Origin of the sequence: Propioniciclava coleopterorum (genome assembly GCF_011393335.1) — a bacterium.
Lineage (GTDB): Bacteria > Actinomycetota > Actinomycetes > Propionibacteriales > Propionibacteriaceae > Propioniciclava > Propioniciclava coleopterorum.
In genome coordinates this window covers 2,446,254-2,463,778 of the sequence record NZ_CP049865.1, presented here as the reverse complement: position 1 = coordinate 2,463,778, position 17,525 = coordinate 2,446,254, and the positions used below count along the sequence as shown (strand labels likewise).

Sequence of the window (17,525 nt, the reverse complement as noted above, 5' to 3'; positions counted from 1 at the left end):
GCCGCACACACGGGCGTGGGCCCCCGGCGTCGCGATCGCGCGGGGGCCCACCACCCGGGGAATCAGCCGGCGGCCCCTCGGTGATCGGCCCGCGGGCGCCCCCGCGCAACCGATAGGCTGACGGCGCACCGACACCACGAATCAAGGGAGATCAACGTCGCCATGGCCAAGATCATCTACACGCTCACCGATGAGGCACCCCTGCTGGCAACTTTCTCGTTCCTGCCGATCATCGAGGCGTTCACCTCCACGGCCGGCGTCGACGTGGAGACGCGCGACATCTCGCTGTCGGGGCGCATCCTGGCCGCCTTCGCCGATGACCTGCCCGCCGACCAGAAGGTCGCCGACGCGCTGGCCGAGCTGGGCGAACTGGCCAAGACCCCCGAGGCGAACATCATCAAGCTGCCCAACATCTCCGCCTCGGTCCCGCAGCTGGACGCCGCGATCGCCGAACTGCAGGCGCAGGGCTACGACCTGCCCAGCTACGAGGCCGCGAGCCCGCAGGACAAGGCCCGCTACGACGCCGTCAAGGGCTCCGCGGTCAATCCCGTGCTGCGCGAGGGCAACTCCGATCGCCGCGCGCCGCTGGCCGTGAAGAACTACGCCCGCAAGCACCCGCACTCGATGGGCGCCTGGAGCGCCGATTCCCGGACCGAGGTCGCGACGATGGGCCGCGACGACTTCCGCAGCAACGAGCAGTCGGTGATCATGCCCGAGGCCGGCGAACTGCGGATCCAGCTCGTCGACCACAACGGCGACGTCACCATCCTCAAGGACAAGCTGGCCGTGCTGGCCGGCGAGGTCGTCGACGCCACCGTGATGCGCGCCGCCGCCCTGGACGCCTTCCTCACCGCCCAGGTCGCCCGCGCCAAGGAGCTCGGCGTCCTGTTCTCGGTGCACCTGAAGGCCACCATGATGAAGGTCTCCGACCCGGTGATCTTCGGCCACGTCGTCAAGGCGTTCCTGCCCAAGACGTTCGCCGCGTTCGGCGCGGACCTCGCGGCCGCGGGCCTGACGCCCAACAACGGCCTCGGCTCGATCCTCGCGGGCCTGGACGCGCTGCCCAACGGCGCCGAGATCAAGGCGTCCATCGACGCCGAACTCGCCGACGGCCCGGCGCTGGCGATGGTGAACTCCGACAAGGGCATCACCAACCTGCACGTCCCCAGCGACGTGATCGTGGACGCCTCGATGCCGGCCATGATCCGCACCTCGGGCCACATGTGGGGCCCCGACGGCGCCGAGGCGGACACCCTCGCGGTGATCCCCGACAGCAGCTACGCCGGCGTCTACGCGACGGTCATCGCCGACTGCAAGGCCAACGGCGCCTACGACCCGACCACCATGGGCTCGGTCCCCAACGTCGGGCTGATGGCGCAGAAGGCCGAGGAGTACGGCAGCCACGACAAGACGTTCGTCATCGACGTGGCCGGCAAGGTGCAGGTGGTGACCGCGGACGGCGAGGTGCTGATGGAGCACGACGTCGCCCCCGGCGACATCTGGCGCGCCTGCCAGACCAAGGACGCCCCGATCCGCGACTGGGTGAAGCTGGCCGTCACCCGCGCCCGGGTCTCCGGCACCCCGGCGATCTTCTGGCTGGACGCCGAGCGCGCCCACGACCGCAACCTCATCACGCTGGTGGAGAAGTACCTGCCCGAGCACGACACCGAGGGCCTGGACATCACCATCGCGTCCCCGGTCGAGGCCACGCAGCGCTCGATCGAGCGGATCCGGCGCGGCGAGGACACCATCTCGGTGACCGGCAACGTCCTGCGCGACTACAACACCGACCTGTTCCCGATCCTGGAGCTGGGCACCTCGGCCAAGATGCTGTCGGTCGTCCCGCTCATGAACGGCGGCGGCCTGTTCGAGACCGGCGCCGGCGGGTCCGCGCCCAAGCACGTGCAGCAGCTCGTCGAGGAGAACTACCTGCGCTGGGACTCCCTGGGCGAGTTCCTCGCGCTGGCCGAGAGCCTGGAGCACCTGGCACGCAGCGCCGACAACCCGCGGGCGGCCGTGCTGGCCAAGGCGCTGGACGCCGCCACCGGCACCCTGCTGGACGAGGGCAAGTCCCCCGCCCGCCGCGTCGGGCAGATCGACAACCGGGGCAGCCACGCCTGGCTGGCGCGCTACTGGGCCGAAGAGTTGGCGGCGCAGACCGAGGACGCCGAGCTGGCGGCCGCGTTCGCGCCGGTCGCCGAGGCGCTGGCCGCGAACCAGGACGCCATCGACGCCGAGCTGTTGGGCGTCCAGGGTCACGCGGTCGAACTGGGCGGCTACTACCGCCCCGACGAGGCCAAGACGTCGGCCGTGATGCGCCCCTCGGCGACGCTGAACTCCATCATCGACGCGCTCAGCTGAGACAGGAGACTCCCGTGCCCGTCGTGCGGGCGTGGGCGCCCCGGCTCGTCCTGGTGGCGTTCCCGCTGTTCGTCGTCGCTGTGCTCGCGGCGCTCGTGTGGCTCTCCTTCGCCGCCAGCGCCGCGACGCACCTGTCCATCCAGCCGTTCCTGCGCTGGATCGTCGTCCCGCTCGTGGTGGTCGTCGCCGCGGCGATCTGGCGCAGCGTGCGCTCCGGCCGCCCCGAGCCGCTGGAGGGCCCCGAGCTCACCCCGCAGGACCATCCCGCGCTGTGGGCCGAGGTCACCCAGCTGGCCCGGGCCGCGCAGACCGATCCCCCGGCGCGGATCGTGCTCACCCGGGAGAACTACGCGTCCGTGACGGAGGCCGCCGGGATCAAGGAGATGGAGCTGGGCATCCCGATCCTGGGCGCGCTCACCGTCACCGAACTGCGGGCCGTCCTCGGCCACGAACTGGGGCACTTCGTCGGGGGTGACACCTCCGAGCCCGCGTTCCTCGCCCGCACCCGGCAGGCGCTGCACCGGATCTGGAGGAGGCGCCCTGGTATTCCCGCTGGCTGTTCCGGGCCTACCTCACGCTCTACATCTGGGCTGCGGCCGCACCCGACCGGGCGGCCGAGACGCTCGCCGACGAGGTGTCGGTCCGGGTCGCGGGCCGGGACGCCACCGTCGCCGCCCTGCAGGGCCTCGTGCGGGCCGAACACGCCGACTTCGTCGTCGGCGTCGAGCGGATGCCCGCCTGCGAGCCCGCGCGGCTGCGCGGCCCCGTGGCCGGCGCCATCGCCGACGTCGTCGCCGCCCGCGTCCTGAGCGACGAGGAACTGGCCGAGGCGCTCGCGGAGCAGGAGGCGTCCGCGTTCGACACCCACCCGCCGCTGCGGGAGCGGATCGCCCGCATCCGAAGCCTGCCCGATGTCGAAGCCCCACGCGACGACCGCTCCGCGCTCGTCCTCGTCGGCGGCGCCGAACGGCTGGCCGAGCACGAGGGCGACCTGCGGGTCGCGCACGAGGCGCTCGCGACCTGGGACGAGGTCCTCGCCGCCGGCGGCGCGGTGGCCGCGCGCCAGGCCGGGGACCGGCTGGTGGTCGAACTCGCCGAGAACGAGGTGTGCCACCCCGCCAGCTACCGCGCGGCCCTCGAGGCCGCAGCCCGCGACATCGAGGAGGACGGCGAGCTGTGGGGCTCCTTCAGCACGCTGAACCACCTGGTCGACGGCGCGCTCGCGCGCGTGCCGGGCGCGCGCCAGGTGGTGCGGGACGCCCGGGTGGTGTGGGCGGCCCCCGACGGCGGGGTCATCGCGCCGCCGGAGCCGGCCGACGAGGCGTCCGGAGCCGAGCGGGTGGCGGGGCTGATCGGGTGGCTCGCGTCCTGCGGCGCGCCCCTGGACGAGCCCGTCACCGCGTCCCGACAGGACTGGGAGCTTCCGGAGCTGATCGAGTGGCGCAGCCACCAGCGCACCGCCGCGGGCGACACCGTGCACGTCGCGGCCTGGACCAGCGGCGTCCTGCTGCTGCCGGCCGACTACTCGGCCGGCACCCGCGCCGCGGCCAACGTCGGCGTCACGCCCGACCGGTCCCTCCTGGAGCGCGCGGTCGGCGCGGGTCCGTTCGACGCGCGGCTGCTGCCCGGCGCGATCTGGATCCCGGCCGAGCAGGTCGCGTCGGTGAAGGAGGCGATCCTGCGCGGCCGCCTCACCCTGACCCTCGCCGACGGCACCACCCACGAACTGACCGCCCAGCCCGGGTCGGGCGAGAAGATCATCGCCCACGGCGGCCTGGTGGAGCTGCCGGGCTGGGTCGCGGCGAACGACCTCGCGGCCACGAGCTGATCCGCGCGAGCTGATCCCCGGCGCGCTGATCCCAGCGCGCGAACGGGCCGGAGGGAATCCCCTCCGGCCCGTTCCGCTGGTCAGGGGCGCTGCAGGCGGCGCCAGGCCAGTTCGGCGAGGAAGGCCGCCTGGTCGGGCAGCACCGCGTCGTCGAAGACCACCAGCGGGGAGTGGTTCCACGCCGCAGTCGCGACGTCCATCGCGGGCGGCGTGGTGCCGAGGAACACGAACGCGCCCGGGACGCGCTCGAGCACATAGCTGAAGTCCTCCGAGCCCATGTGCGGGGCGGACGCCTCCACGACGCGGTCGGCGCCGTAGAGGTCGCCCGCGACCTCGAGCGCGAACGCCGCCTCGTCGGCGTCGTTGACGGTGACCGGGTAGTCGATCAGGAACTCCACCTCGGCGGTGCAGCCGTGCGCGGCGGCGATGCCCTCGGCGAGCCGCTTCGTCTCGGTGAGCAGGGTGTCGATGGACGCCTTGGACAGCGTGCGCACGGTGGCGCCCAGCTTGGCCGAGGCCGGGATGACGTTGACGGCCTTGCCCGCCGACAGCTGCGTGACGGTGACGACGACCGGGTCGAACACCGAGAACCGGCGCGTCACCATCGTCTGCAGCGCGAGCCCGAACTCCAGCAGCGCGGGCACCGGGTCGACGGAGGACTGCGGCTGCGAGCCGTGGCCGCCCTTGCCGTGCATCGTGACGTACAACTCGTTGGCGCCCGCCATCAGCGTGCCGCCCCGCGTCTCGAAGACACCGTACGGGCCGGTGGCCACGTGGACGCCGTAGGCCGCGACCGGCTGCTCGCCGGCGGCGTCCAGGACGCCCTCCTCCAGCATGCGGCGGGCGCCGCCCTCGCCCTCCTCGCCGGGCTGGAACATGAAGATGACCGAGCCGGGCAGTTCGTCGCGGCGGGCCGCCAGCAGCTTCGCGGCCCCGATCAGGCCGGTGACGTGCAGGTCGTGGCCGCACGCGTGCATGGCGCCGTTGGTCGAGGCGTACTCCAGCCCGGTCTGCTCGTCGACCGGAAGGGCGTCCATGTCGCCGCGCAGCAGCACGACCGGTCCCGGCCTGCCGCCGCGCAGCACCGCGGTCACCGACGTGCACGAGGTGCCCAGGCTGATCTCCAGGTCGAGGCCGTCCAGGGCCTCCAGGATGCGGCGCTGCGTGCGGGGCAGGTCGAGGCCCACCTCGGGGTCGGCGTGCAGCGTGCGGCGCAGGGCGATCAGCTCATCGGACAGGGAAGCGGCATGTTCGGCGAAGGTCATGGCCGCAGGCTAGCGGCCCCCGAGGCTCCGCCGGCCCCGTTCCGAGCGCCCCGGCGGCGTCCAGGCCTTCGGGGCCTCCCCCCAGGATCAGAAGACGTGGACCGTGGCGCCGATCGGGGTGTTCTCGTACAGCCACAGGATCGCGTCCTTGTCGCCGACGTTGACGCACCCGTGGCTGGAGGTCGCGTAGCCGCGCTTGGCGAAGTCGGAGGAGTAGTGCACGTACATGTCGGGGTGGAACATGATGCTGTAGGGCATCGCGCCGGCCCGTAGTTCTCCGAGTAGGGGTTCCGCTGCTTGTCGTAGACCTTGTAGGTGCCGTTCGCGGTCGGGAAGTTGCGCCAGTTCTTCTTCTTGGCGTGCTGGGCGTAGCCGCCCAGCCGCACCTGCACGACCTTCTCGACCTTGTCGTCGACGAGGTAGGTCAGCGTCCGGGCGCCCTGGTCGACGCACAGCACCGTGCCGCCGACCTTGCATCCGTCGGGGAGGTCGGTCGAGCGCGGCTCCTGGTTCGTGGCGAGCGCCAGCCAGGTGACCTCGTCGATCGCGCCGGTCGCCTTGATGCCCCGGGAGCGCTGGTAGTTCAGGATCGCGTTGGAGGTGCGGACGTCGATGCGCTTGCTCGTCCCGCCCTCGAGGAAGCCGATCTCGCCGAGGGTCTCCTGGGCCAGCTTGGCGCAGTCCCCGTTCGACCAGTTCTCGATGCGCTTGGTCACGCACGCGCCGAACTTCTCCTCCTGGGCCGCCGACAGCGTCGGGAGCGTGGGCTCGGGGGTCGCGCCGGGCGTCGCCGACGGCGTCCCGGACGCCGCGGGGGTGGGCGTTCCGGACACCGCGGGAGCGGGCGTCCCGGACGCCGGAACCTGGGGTGTCGCCGAGGCGGTGGCGGTACCGTCGGGGGCGGCGGGCGTGGTCGTCGCGAGCGGCGCGACCGGGCCGGGCTGCGCGGTCGCGCAGCCGGTCAGAGCGAGAGCCGTGACGAGGGCAGCGGCGACGAGGGTGATGGGGCGTGGGAGGTGCACGAGGACATTCTCACCGACCCGGGGCGAAACGCCACAATCGTCCGGCGCGCGGTTGCGGCGATTCCGTGACGAGAACGCTGTGCATGCGCCGTTACGGTGCCTGATCAGGAGAGGAGGGCGAGCGTGGAACTGGACACCCTGTTCCGCGTGGTCGACGTCACCGGCGTGGTCGCGAGCGGGCTGCTGGGCGGGGCGCTCGCGCGTTCCAAGCGCTTCGACATCGTGGGGTTCGTGACCCTGGCGATCATCACCGGGCTGGGCGGCGGCATGATCCGCGACGTCCTGCTGAGCTCCGGCTTCCCCGTGGCGCTCACCGACCCCGCCTATCTCGCCGGCGCCCTGACCGCGGCCGTCGTCGCCTACGTGGTGCGGCTCGACGGCACCTGGCCGCGGCGCTCGCTCGTCGTGGCCGACGTGCTGGCCCTGGGCTGCTGGTCGGCCACGGGCACGATCAAGGCGGCCACGCTCGGGTTGGCGGTGCTGCCCAGCATCATGCTGGGCGTCATCACCGCTGTGGGTGGCGGCATGCTGCGCGACGTGCTGGTCGGCAAGACCCCCACGGTCTTCGGGGGCAACACCCTGTACGCATCGCTGGCGGCGCTGGGCAGCGTCGAGGCCCTCGTCTGCATGAAGGTGTTCGGACGCCCCGACCTCGGCATGCTCGTGGCGATCCTCACGACCACGATCCTGGGCATGCTGGCGCGCCGACTCGGCTGGATGCTGCCCGAGCCGCTCGAGCTGAATCTCCGGGCGCTGCGCATCCGGCCGCTCGGCCCACGCGCGAGCACCGAACGGCTGCGCCGCCGCCTGGCCCGGCGCCGCGTCCGCGAACCCGTCTCCGCCGACACCCCCGACGAGGCCGACTCCCCCATCCCGCCGCCGGAGGTCGCGCCATAGGGTCCGGCGCTGCGTCCGGACGCCTAACCTGGGGACGGAACCACGAAAGGATGCCCGTGCCGCCCGCCGTCAACGTCCCCGACGTCGCCCTGATCTTCGAGGGCGGCGGCATGCGCGCCGCTCACACCTCCGCGGTGGTGGTGCGACTGCTGGAGGCGGGCCTGGTGTTCCCGTTCGTCGCGGGGATCTCCGCCGGGGCATCCCACACGGCGAACTACCTCGCGGGGGACGGGCCGCGCGCGAAGGCGTCCTTCACCAGCTTCGCGGCCGACCCGCGGTTCGGCGGGCTGCGCAGCTTCGCCCGGGGCCGGGGGTACTTCAACGCCGAGTACATCTACCAGCACACCTCGGGGCCGCAGGAGGCGCTGCCGTACGCGTTCGACCGCTTCCGTGACCATCCGGCGCAACTGTCGCTGACGGCCTTCCGCTGCCGCGACGGCGCCACCGTGCGCTGGGGACGGGACGACATCCACCGGATGCGCGACCTCATGGTCCGGGTGCAGGCGTCCTCGACCATGCCGGTGCTCATGCCCCCGGTGGACATCGACGGGGACCTCCACGTGGACGGCGCCCTGGGCGAGACCGGCGGCATCCCGCTGGACGCCGCCCGCGCCGCCGGCTTCCGGCGGTTCTTCGTCGTGCTCACCCAGGAGCGCTCCTACGTCAAACGCCCCCTGAAGTACCCGAGGTTCTACCGCAGCCACTTCCGGCGGTATCCGGCCGTCGCCGACGCGCTGCTGTCGCGGCACACCCGCTACAACGCGACGCGGGAGGAACTGTTCGACCTGGAGCGTTCGGGCGACGCGTACCTGTTCGTGCCGCAGGACATGCGGATCGCCAACTCCGAGCGCGACGTGGCCAAACTGGAGGCCGCCCACGCCCGCGGGTTGGCGCAGGCCCGCGCCGAACTGCCCGCCTGGCGCGACTTCCTGGGCCGCTGACCGCCCGGTCCGGGGCGTGCCCGCCGGGGGTTGCCACCGGCGGCCGGCGGGACGGCGTCCGAGCGAAGAAGACTAGAGTCGGGCGCATGAACGTCGCCATCACCGGAGCACACATCGTCCCCGTCACCGCCGAGCCCTTCGACGGCACCATCGTCATGACCGATGGCCAGATCTCGGCGCTGGGTCCCAAGGCGCGGATCCCCAAGGGACATGCGGTGCTGGACGCCGAGGGCGGCTGGGTGCTGCCCGGCTTCGTGGACGCGCACGTGCACCTCGGCGTCCACGAGGAGGGTGAAGGCTGGGCCGGCAACGACACCAACGAGATGACCGATCCGGTGATGGCCGCCGCCCGCGCACTGGACGCCATCAACCCGCTCGAGAAGGGCTTCGACGACGCCCTCGCCGGCGGCGTCACCTCGGTCAACGTCAACCCCGGGTCGGGCAACCCGATCGGCGGCCTCACCGTCGCGGTCAAGACGTGGGGGCGCGTCGTGGACGAGATGGTGCTCAAGTCCCCCTCCGGGCTGAAGGCCGCCCTGGGCGAGAACCCCAAGCGGGTCTACGGCGACCAGAAGAAGACGCCCTCGACGCGGCTGGGCACCGCCTTGACGATCCGCAACGCGTTCGTCGAGGCCCGCAACCACGGCGCCAAGGACGACGCGCAGCAGCACCTCGTCAACGACGCCCTGCTGATGGTCCTGAACCGCGAGATCCCGTGGCGGCAGCACTGCCACCGCGCCGACGACATCGCCACCGCCCTGCGCATGGCCGACGAGTTCGGGTACCGCCTGGTGCTGGACCACGGCACCGAGAGCTGGAAGATCGCCGACCTGATCGCCGAGAAGGGCGTGCCCGTGCTGTACGGCCCGCTCATCGTCTCCCGCTCGAAGGTCGAGGTGCGCGACCGGATCGCAGCGGCGCCGGGCATCCTCACGCGCGCGGGCGTCGACGTCTCGATCATCACCGACCACCCGGTCGTCCCCATCGACTTCCTCGTGACCCAGGCCGCGCTGGCGGTCAAGGAGGGCATGGACCCGGAGGCGGCGCTGCGCGCGATCACGATCAATCCCGCCACCGTCATGGGCGTCGAGGACCGCGTGGGCTCGCTCGAGAAGGGCAAGGACGCCGATCTGGTGCTGTGGAGCGGCGACCCCCTCGACGTCCGCAACCGCGTCCTGCGCACGTTCGTGTCGGGCGACGAGGTGTACTCCTGGGATCCCGACACCCGTCAGGCCACCTGGGCGAACCGTTTCTGACCCGGACCCTCGTGAGGAGCACCCCATGACCGGACGCATCGCCCTCACCGGCGTCACCGGACACCTCGGAGGGCGCGTCGCGGCGCTGCTCGCGGAGCGCGGGCACCCGCTTCGGCTGGTGGTGCGCGACCCGAGCCGGGCACCCGACCTGCCCGACGCCGAGGTGGCGGTCGCCTCCTACGACGACGCGGCGGCGGTCCGGGCGGCCCTGACGGGCATCGAGGTGGCCCTCATGGTCTCGGCCGGCGAGTCGGCCACCCGGGTCGCGGATCACCTGACGTTCGTCGCCGCCGCGGCGGAGGCCGGGGTGCGCCACCTGGTGTACACGTCGTTCGCGGCGGCCGCGCCGGACGCCGTGTTCACCCTGGGGCGCGACCACTGGGCCACCGAGCAGGCGATCCGGAACTCGGGCATGAACTTCACGCTGCTGCGCGACAACTTCTACACCGACGTGCTGCCGGAGTTCGCGGACGCCGACGGCGTGGTGCGTGGGCCCGCGGCGGACGGTCGTTGCGCGTTCGTGGTGCGCGACGACATCGCCGCGGTCGCGGCAGCCGTGCTCGCCTCCCCCACCGCGCATGCCGGACGCACGTACACGCTGACGGGGCCGGACTCGCTGACGTTCGCCGAGGCGCTGGCCGAGGTGAACGCGGCGTCGGGGCGGCGCTACCGCTTCGAGGACGAGACCCTCGAGGAGGCCTACGCGAGCCGTCGCCGCGACTGGCCCGGACACGAGGATTGGGAGTACGACGCCTGGGTGTCGACCTACGTCGCGGTCGCCTCGGGGCGCTCTCGGGCGTGACGTCCGACGTCCCCGAACTCCTCGGCCGGCCCGCCACGTCGGTGGCGCAGTTCGGCGCCTCACTGGGGGTTTAGCCGTCTGCAGACCGCCCCGCGAGGGGTGGTACCGACCTCCGACAAGGTGACTCAGTTTCCTTTGCCCGGTAACCTACTGCGGGTTGTCAGCACGAGGAGACATATTTATGGCTACCAACGGCGAACGCCACCCCCGCAACCCGGACGCCGCACCCGGGCCCAAGCGGCCCAAACTGCGCCGCGGCGGGGCCGCCCCGCCACCCCCAAATCGCTCAACCGGACGCTGCTGCGGGCCAACCCGGCCGGCCTGGCGCGCCTCACCGGCCAGGGCCGCGTCCTGGACGCCAACCACCCGGCGCTCGAGCCCACCGCCGACGTCCGGGAGGAGCGCCCGGGCCGCCTCGACAAGGTGGTCTTCGGCGTCACGGCCGTCCTGTCGCTGGCCTTCGTGCTCTGGGGCATCCTGTCCCCCGCCACCCTGAGCAGCAGTTCCAGCACGGGCCTGTCCTGGGTCGTCTCGAACACCGGCTGGCTGTTCGCGCTCACCGCGACCGGCTTCGTGTTCTTCGTCCTGTGGCTGGCCGGCGGCAAGTACGGCAACATCCCGCTGGGCCGCGACGGCGAGGGCACCGAGTTCTCGACCGTGTCGTGGATCGCGATGATGTTCAGCGCGGGCATGGGCATCGGCCTGATGTTCTACGGCGCCGCCGAGCCGCTGGCCCACTTCATCGCTCCGCCGCCGGGCACCGGCGAGGCCGGCAACGAGAACGCCGTGCGGACCGCCATGGCGACCACCCTGTTCCACTGGGCGCTGCACCCCTGGGCGATCTACGCGGTGGTCGGCGTCGCGATCGCGTACGGCGTGTTCCGCAAGGGGCGTCCGCTGACGATCAGCGCCGTGTTCGAGCCGCTGCTCGGCAAGCGGCAGACCTACGGACCGGGCGGCAAGATCATCGACATGTTCGCGATCTTCGCGACGCTGTTCGGGTCGGCGACCTCGCTGGGCCTGGGCGCGCTGCAGATCGCGCACGGCGCCAAGATCGTCGGCTGGATCGGCGAGGTCGGCAACACGTTCCTGGTGCTCCTCATCGCGGGCCTGACGGCCTGCTTCATCGTCTCGGCGGTCTCCGGCGTGAGCCGGGGCATCCAGTACCTGTCGAACACCAACATGGTGCTCGCCGTCGTGCTGGCGCTGTTCGTGTTCGTGCTGGGCCCGACCGTGTTCATCCTGAACCTGCTGCCCACCACGCTCGGCACCTACCTGCAGACCCTGATGCAGATGTCGGCCCGCGCCGGGGCCTCCGGCACGGCCGCCGAGGAGTGGCTCGCGTCCTGGACCTTCTTCTACTGGGCCTGGTGGGTGAGCTGGACGCCGTTCGTGGGCATGTTCATCGCGCGCATCTCCCGCGGCCGGACGATCCGGCAGTTCGTCTCCGGCGTGCTGCTGCTCCCCAGCCTCGTGAGCCTCATCTGGTTCTCGATCTTCGGCGGCGCGGCGATCAACGCCGAGCAGACCGGCGCTGGCCTGAGCCAGATCGAGTCGGTCGAGGGCACCCTGTTCGCGCTGCTGGACACCATGCCGTGGGGCACGGTGACCTCGGTGCTGGTCATGATCCTCGTCGCGATCTTCTTCGTCTCCGGGGCGGACGCCGCCTCCATCGTGATGGGTACGCTCAGCGAGAACGGGACGATGGAACCTCACCGCTGGACGGTGATCTTCTGGGGCGTCGCCACCGGCGCGGCCGCGGCGATCATGCTCGTCATCGGCGGCGAGGACGCCCTCAACGGGCTGCAGTCGATCACGATCATCGCCGGGCTGCCGTTCATGATCGTGATGATCGGCATGGCCGTGTCCCTGGTGAAGGACCTGCACAACGACCCGATGATCGTGCGGCGCCGCTACGCCGTCGAGGCGATCAACGCCGCGGTGGTCGAGGGTGTCAGCCAGCACGGCGACGACTTCGCCCTGCGCGTGGACCAGACCCCGCCCGGCGAGGGCGTCGGCGCGTTGGTGGAGGACGCCGACAAGGGCGTCGTCAGCCCCGAGGGGGATGCGCCCGGCGAGGAGCCGTCGGTGCAGATCTAGCCGCGTGGCCGCGGTCGTCCGTGGGCGGGGTCACCGCGGTGTCACGCACGCCGGCGCCGGACCCGCGAGCAGTGCCACGGCCGATCGAGGCGGCGCTTCGCCCACCCGAGCCGTGCCGGCGCAGGATGACCGCAACTCGTGTGCAGACGACGACGCCGTCCCGAACCGTGGTTCGGGACGGCGTCGCCTTGGGGTGCCGCGGCGCTACTCGCGCCGCTGGCGATCAGCGCTCGTCCGAGCGCTGGGAAAGGTCGGAGGCCGCCACGTCGCGGTCTTCGGCACTGATGTCCTGGTCGTCGAGCAACTGGCCCGCCTCGCCCGCGACCCGCTCGCTGGTGCGGTCGTCGGTGCCGTCCTGGGCGAGCACACTGGCCGCGACCGACTTCTCCTCGGCGGTGGCGTTCGGGTCGTCCATGATGCGCGCGGCCTCGGAGGCCTCCATCGAACTGCTCGTGCGGTCGTCGCCTGCCATGGGAACCTCCAGGGGGGTGTTCGGTCGGCCGAGCCGGTCGCCCGGCTCGTCCACCATCACACCGTTCTTCTCCCCTGTCGAGCCCCCGGCGGCGGGAAATCGTTTGCCCTTGTCGGCCACCCGGCCTGTCGCGTGGGGATGTCCGCCCGGACGGGGGCGCCGCCGCTGCCCCCCGGCCATCGGCTCAGGACCCGGACCGGAGCGGGCATGGCCCTAGAATCGGCCACCACCGACACGGGAGGCGCCATGACGAGCATCCGGTTCACCACCACCATCGAGGCGACGGGACCCGCCGCGTCCATCCCGCTGAGTGACGCTCAGGCAGCGGAGTTGTCCTCGGCGAAGACGCCACCCGTCGTCGTCACGATCGGGGACGCCTCGGCGCGGCTCCGCGTGACGCGGATGGGCGGGCCGGCGTGCATCGGACTGAGCAAGGCGTCGCGGGCCCAGCTCGGGGTCGATATCGGCGACACGGTCGAGGTCACCGTGGCCCTGGACGACGGCGAACGCACCGTCGACGTGCCGCCGCTGCTGGCCGAGGCCCTCGCGTCCGACGACCGGGCGCGGCGCGCCTTCGAAGCCCTCAGCTTCACCCGCCGCAAGGAGTTGGCGCGCGGCATCGCCGAGGCCAAGCAGGAGGCCACCCGGCAGCGGCGACTGGAGGCCGCGCTGGCCGAACTGCGCGGTTAGCGCCGGTCGGCGGCGTCCTGGGACTCCCCATCAGTCCTCGACCACCCATGGGACGGGCTCCTGTTGGTTCCGGGGGCGATCCCGCTTCAGGCCGGGTCGTCTGCTCCAGAGGTCTTCCGGGGGCGCAGGACCGCAGCCAGATGCCGACCGGTCTCGCTCCCCCGCGCCGCGGCGATCTCGTCGGGGGTGGCCTGCGCGACGACGCGGCCGCCCGCGTTCCCGGCGCCGGGGCCCAGATCGATCACCCGGTCGGCGACGGCGATCGTGCGCGGGTCGTGGTCGGCGATCACGACCGTGTTGTCGGCGTCCACGAGCCGCTGCAGTTGTCCGACGAGCAGGTCGATGTCGGCGGGGTGCAGTCCGTTCGTGGGCTCGTCCAGGAGGTAGAGGGTGTGGCCGGCGGGTGCCCGGTGGAGTTCGCTGACCAGCTTGATGCGTTGCGCCTCGCCGCCCGACAGCGTCGTCGCGCTCTGCCCCAGCGCCAGGTAGCCCAGCCCGATGTCGGAGAGCAGGGTGAGGATGCGGGCGGGGATCGGGACGTCGGCGAGGAAGTCCCGGGCCTCGTCGACGCTCATCGCGAGGACGTCCGCGATGGTCCGGCCGCGGTAGTGCACCTCCAGGGTCTCGGGGTTGTAGCGGGCGCCGCGGCAGACCGGGCACGGGGCGGTCTGCGTCGGCATGAACAGCAGCTCGATGCTGACCACACCGTCGCCGAGGCAGTGCGGGCACCGGCCGGCCGGCAGGTTGAACGAGAACCGGCCCGCGCCGAAGCGGCGCTCACGCGCCTCGGGTTGGGCCGCGAACAGCCGCCGGACGGCGTCGAACAGTCCCGTGTACGTGGCCAGGTTGGAGCGGGACGTCCGCCCGATCGGCTTCTGGTCGACCACGACGAGGCGGTCGATCCGCTCCAGCCCGGACGCCTGCGCGACGGTGAGCCGGTCCGCCTCAAGATCCCACAGCGGGACGCCGTGGGCGCGCTCCTCGGCGTCCTCGACCGAGTCGGGGTTGCGTTCCAGGTCGGCGATGACGTCGTCGGCGTGCAGCCCGCGCCGCGCCTGGTCGGCCAGGGCGTGCAGCAGGGTGGTCTTGCCCGCGCCCGACACGCCGGTGACGGCGGTGAACGCCCCCAGCGGGAAGGTGACGTCGATGCCGCGCAGGTTGTGTCCCGAGACGCCGCGCAGGTCGATCGCGTGGTCGGGGCGGCGCGGCGCGGCCGGGCCGGGGGCGGCAGGGGCGTCCGGGCCGAGGTAGCGCGCCGTGACCGAGCCGGCGGCGTCCCGCAGGCCGGCGGCGGGCCCGTTGTAGAGCACCTCGCCGCCGTAGCGTCCGGCACCGGGCCCCAGGTCGACGACCCACTGCGCCGCCGCGATCAGCGGGGCGTTGTGTTCGACGACGAAGACGGTGTTGCCCTCGTCCTGCAGGCGCTGCAGCGCGCCCAGCAGCAGTTCCGTGTCGGAGGGGTGCAGGCCCGCGGAGGGCTCGTCCAGCACGTAGAGGACGCCGAACAGGCCGCTGCGGAGCTGGGTGGCGAGGTGGAGGCGTTGGAGTTCGCCGCCGGACAGCGTCGACGTGGGTCGGCTGGTCGCCAGGTAGCCCAGGCCGAGGTCCACGAGGATGGCCAGCTGATCGTCCAGGACGTCCAGGAGCGCCTCGGCCGCCTGCCGGCGCTCGATCGGCAGGTCGGCGGTGTCGGGATGGGCGCGCGCGGCGTCCAGGAAGCCGCGCAGTTCGGTGAGCGGCAGCGACGCCGCGTGGGCGATGTTCTCCCCGGCGATGGTGACGGCGAGCGCCTCGGGGTTGAGGCGCAGCCCGTGACAGGTCGGGCAGAGTTGCTCGGTCATGAACGAGGCCGCCGTGGCGCGCATCCGGGTGGACTTGGTGTCGGAGAAGGTGTGCTCGACCCAGCGCTTGGGGCTCATGTAGGTGCCGCGGTAGGAGCCCTCGACCGTGCTGGTGTTGACCAGCAGGGTCGGTTGTTCGTCGGTGGTCAGGATCCAGTGCCGGGTGGCCGCGGGCAGCGAGTTGAAGGGGCGTCGATGTCGATGCCGAGGCCCTCGAGGATGCGCCGGTAGTTCTGGCCGCCGAACGCCCCCGGCCAGGCGGCGATGGCGCCGTCGCGGATGCTGAGGTCGCCATCGCCCACGAGAAGGCTCTCGTCGACCAGGAGTTGGCGGCCCAACCCCGTGCAGGTGCGGCAGGCGCCGACGGCGGTGTTGGGCGAGAAGCTGTCGGAGTCCAGCGGGGCGGCGTCCCGGGGGAAGCTGCCCGCCAGATCGGCGGGCCGATAGCCGGGCGGATAGGTGCCGGAGCGCGAGTAGAGCATGCGCAGGACGTTCGAGACGCGGCTCACCGTGCCGACCGTCGACCGGGTGCTGCCGCCGCCGTGCTGCTGCCGCAGCGCCACCGCGGGCGGCAGGCCGGTGATGTGCCGGACCTTGGGCGCGCTCCCCTGGTTGATGAGGCGCCGGGCGTAGGGCGACACGGACTCCAGGTAGCGCTGATTCGACTGCGCGAAGACGGTGCCGAACGCCAGCGACGACTTGCCGGAGCCCGAGATCCCGGTGAACGCCACGACCGTGTCGCGGGGGATGTCGATGTCCAGGTCGCGCAGGTTGTTCTCCTGCGCGCCGCGGACGGCGATGTGCCCCGGGACGACGTCGGCGTCCGGGGGGCCGCCTGCGCGGCGAGGGTCGACCATGGTGGCGCTCCTGGTGGATCGATGTCCGGGCCAGCCTAGACAACCACTCTCCCCTGCCTGTCCGTCGGTCAGCCGATCGCGGTGGCCGGATCACGCGCACCGGGGATCCCCGCGCCTCCCGTCGACCCGGCGGACGCCGGGATGACCCGTCACCTCGGTGGCCACTTCCTGGCCAAGCGTTCAGCGCGGAGGCACTGCGCCGATCGCCGGCCCGTTCACTCTCGCGAGCACCGGGGCAGGGCAACGTTCCGCGGCCACCTGACGGTGACGCGTCACCTCGCGACGTTCAGCGCATGGAGTTCGCCGACCGGCAGGTCGCGAGCGCCGGTCATCGTGACAGGGATGGCGCCGGAGAAGCCCAGCGCGGTCCAGTCGACCACCCAGCGCGAGGACGCTGTGACGCGGTAGGTGCCGTCCGGCAGTGAGGGCCAGGAGTAGGCGTAGCCGCACGTGGGCGACGCCGTCCCCGGTTTCACGCCGGCTGAGTACGGGGTCATGCGGGCGCACGTGACCGACTTGCCGTCGCCCATCGCGAAGGTGGTGGACGTCCGCCGCGCGTCCAGGGTGATCGTGATCCCGTACCCCGTCACGCGGGAGCTCATCGCGGCGTCCCCGGGAACCCAGAGCCACAGCGGATGCCCCACCACCGCCATGTCCCACTCGTTGGCCGACGGATCCGGCCCGATCTGCGGCGCGGACTCGGGAGGTCCATGCGAGCGACGAGGGACCTCACGACCGCCTCCACCTCGGCCCGCGTCGGAGGCGCTGGTTCCGGCGCCGCCGGCCGCGACGGGTCGGCGGGATCGGCTGGTCCCGCCGGAGCAGCGGTCGGCTGGCAGGCCGCCACTTCCTCAAAGCCGTTGAAGCACTCGGGGATGAACGTCCGCCCCGCCCGCACGCTGCCGGCTAGCGACGGGGGAACGGGCCCAACGGCAAGAACCGTCAAACCGGCAGAGATTTTCCCGGCGGGCCTCTGGGCGGTCGCCACACGACTTCCACCCTGCGGAGCAGCTTCAGCGCGAGCGGGCCCAGCACCGGACACGCTCTGTTTCTCTGTCCTCGCGCTGACGCTAACTCCAGTGGCGTCGACCCATCCCGAGGCACTCCCCACGTCTGCGGAAACAGGCAACACCCCGGCGCCGAGTCCGAAAATCGCGAAGGGAATCGCGAGCACAATGCGCCGAAACGTTAGC

General features: G+C 72.3%; 14 protein-coding genes and 2 pseudogenes. 9 read left to right on the top strand and 7 right to left on the bottom strand.

Annotation, left to right across the window (positions count from 1 at the left end):
• The first annotated feature begins 162 nt into the window (after positions 1-162).
• The 3 genes and pseudogenes from G7070_RS11705 to G7070_RS11700 all read left to right on the top strand — a co-directional run bounded on the left by G7070_RS11705 (position 163) and on the right by G7070_RS11700 (position 4,189).
• Positions 163-2,361 (top strand): NADP-dependent isocitrate dehydrogenase, encoded by a 2,199-nt coding sequence (locus tag G7070_RS11705; RefSeq protein WP_166233894.1) that lies wholly within the window; start codon positions 163-165, stop codon positions 2,359-2,361.
• Between the two features lie 383 nt (positions 2,362-2,744).
• Positions 2,745-2,849 (top strand): annotated as a pseudogene (locus tag G7070_RS19935) (M48 family metalloprotease); the annotation flags it as partial.
• Between the two features lie 146 nt (positions 2,850-2,995).
• Positions 2,996-4,189 (top strand): M48 family metalloprotease, encoded by a 1,194-nt coding sequence (locus G7070_RS11700; protein ID WP_166233893.1) that lies wholly within the window; start codon positions 2,996-2,998, stop codon positions 4,187-4,189.
• Between the two features lie 80 nt (positions 4,190-4,269).
• On the opposite strand, the gene G7070_RS11695 is transcribed toward G7070_RS11700, so the two are convergent.
• The 3 genes and pseudogenes from G7070_RS11695 to G7070_RS19925 form a co-directional block, all read right to left on the bottom strand.
• The gene (locus G7070_RS11695) at positions 4,270-5,454 is read right to left on the bottom strand and encodes a M20 metallopeptidase family protein (RefSeq protein WP_166233892.1); all 1,185 of its coding nucleotides are present in this window, start codon (positions 5,452-5,454) and stop codon (positions 4,270-4,272) included.
• 87 nt (positions 5,455-5,541) lie between these two features.
• The gene (locus G7070_RS19930) at positions 5,542-5,712 is read right to left on the bottom strand and encodes a L,D-transpeptidase (protein WP_431977947.1); all 171 of its coding nucleotides are present in this window, start codon (positions 5,710-5,712) and stop codon (positions 5,542-5,544) included.
• Between the two features lie 272 nt (positions 5,713-5,984).
• Positions 5,985-6,170, bottom strand: a pseudogene (locus tag G7070_RS19925) (peptidoglycan-binding domain-containing protein); the annotation flags it as partial.
• 429 nt (positions 6,171-6,599) lie between these two features.
• Here G7070_RS19925 and G7070_RS11685 point away from each other — a divergent pair.
• The 5 genes from G7070_RS11685 (at position 6,600) to G7070_RS11665 (ending at position 12,472) form a co-directional block, all read left to right on the top strand.
• On the top strand, positions 6,600-7,373 hold the full coding sequence (locus tag G7070_RS11685) for a trimeric intracellular cation channel family protein (protein ID WP_166233890.1): 774 nt from the start codon (positions 6,600-6,602) through the stop codon (positions 7,371-7,373).
• A gap of 56 nt (positions 7,374-7,429) precedes the next feature.
• Entirely contained in the window at positions 7,430-8,314 is an 885-nt protein-coding gene (locus G7070_RS11680) for a patatin-like phospholipase family protein (RefSeq protein ID WP_284690935.1), read from the top strand.
• Positions 8,315-8,400: 86 nt separating this feature from the next.
• Entirely contained in the window at positions 8,401-9,570 is a 1,170-nt protein-coding gene (locus G7070_RS11675) for an amidohydrolase (RefSeq protein ID WP_166233888.1), read from the top strand.
• A 25-nt stretch (positions 9,571-9,595) separates the two neighbouring features.
• Positions 9,596-10,372 (top strand): NAD(P)H-binding protein, encoded by a 777-nt coding sequence (locus G7070_RS11670; RefSeq protein ID WP_246227048.1) that lies wholly within the window; start codon positions 9,596-9,598, stop codon positions 10,370-10,372.
• A gap of 135 nt (positions 10,373-10,507) precedes the next feature.
• A complete protein-coding gene (locus G7070_RS11665) occupies positions 10,508-12,472 on the top strand; it encodes a BCCT family transporter (RefSeq protein ID WP_348981459.1) in 1,965 nt (654 codons plus the stop codon).
• A 223-nt stretch (positions 12,473-12,695) separates the two neighbouring features.
• Here the strand turns inward: G7070_RS11665 and G7070_RS11660 are convergent, their stop codons facing one another.
• Positions 12,696-13,064, bottom strand: coding sequence for a hypothetical protein (locus G7070_RS11660; protein WP_206079753.1), 369 nt, complete (start codon positions 13,062-13,064; stop codon positions 12,696-12,698).
• A 126-nt stretch (positions 13,065-13,190) separates the two neighbouring features.
• Here G7070_RS11660 and G7070_RS11655 point away from each other — a divergent pair, with 126 nt between their 5' ends.
• Positions 13,191-13,634, top strand: coding sequence for a YdeI/OmpD-associated family protein (locus tag G7070_RS11655; RefSeq protein ID WP_166233887.1), 444 nt, complete (start codon positions 13,191-13,193; stop codon positions 13,632-13,634).
• A gap of 86 nt (positions 13,635-13,720) precedes the next feature.
• Here G7070_RS11655 and G7070_RS11650 read toward each other — a convergent pair whose 3' ends face one another.
• The 3 genes from G7070_RS11650 to G7070_RS11645 form a co-directional block, all read right to left on the bottom strand.
• Positions 13,721-15,553: an excinuclease ABC subunit UvrA gene (locus G7070_RS11650; RefSeq protein WP_206079751.1), complete on the bottom strand. Its 1,833-nt coding sequence runs from the start codon at positions 15,551-15,553 to the stop codon at positions 13,721-13,723.
• Positions 15,554-15,621: 68 nt separating this feature from the next.
• A complete protein-coding gene (locus G7070_RS17885) occupies positions 15,622-16,332 on the bottom strand; it encodes an excinuclease ABC subunit UvrA (protein WP_206079750.1) in 711 nt (236 codons plus the stop codon).
• A gap of 272 nt (positions 16,333-16,604) precedes the next feature.
• The gene (locus G7070_RS11645; protein WP_166233886.1) at positions 16,605-16,985 is read right to left on the bottom strand and encodes a hypothetical protein; all 381 of its coding nucleotides are present in this window, start codon (positions 16,983-16,985) and stop codon (positions 16,605-16,607) included.
• Positions 16,986-17,525 lie beyond the last annotated feature (540 nt).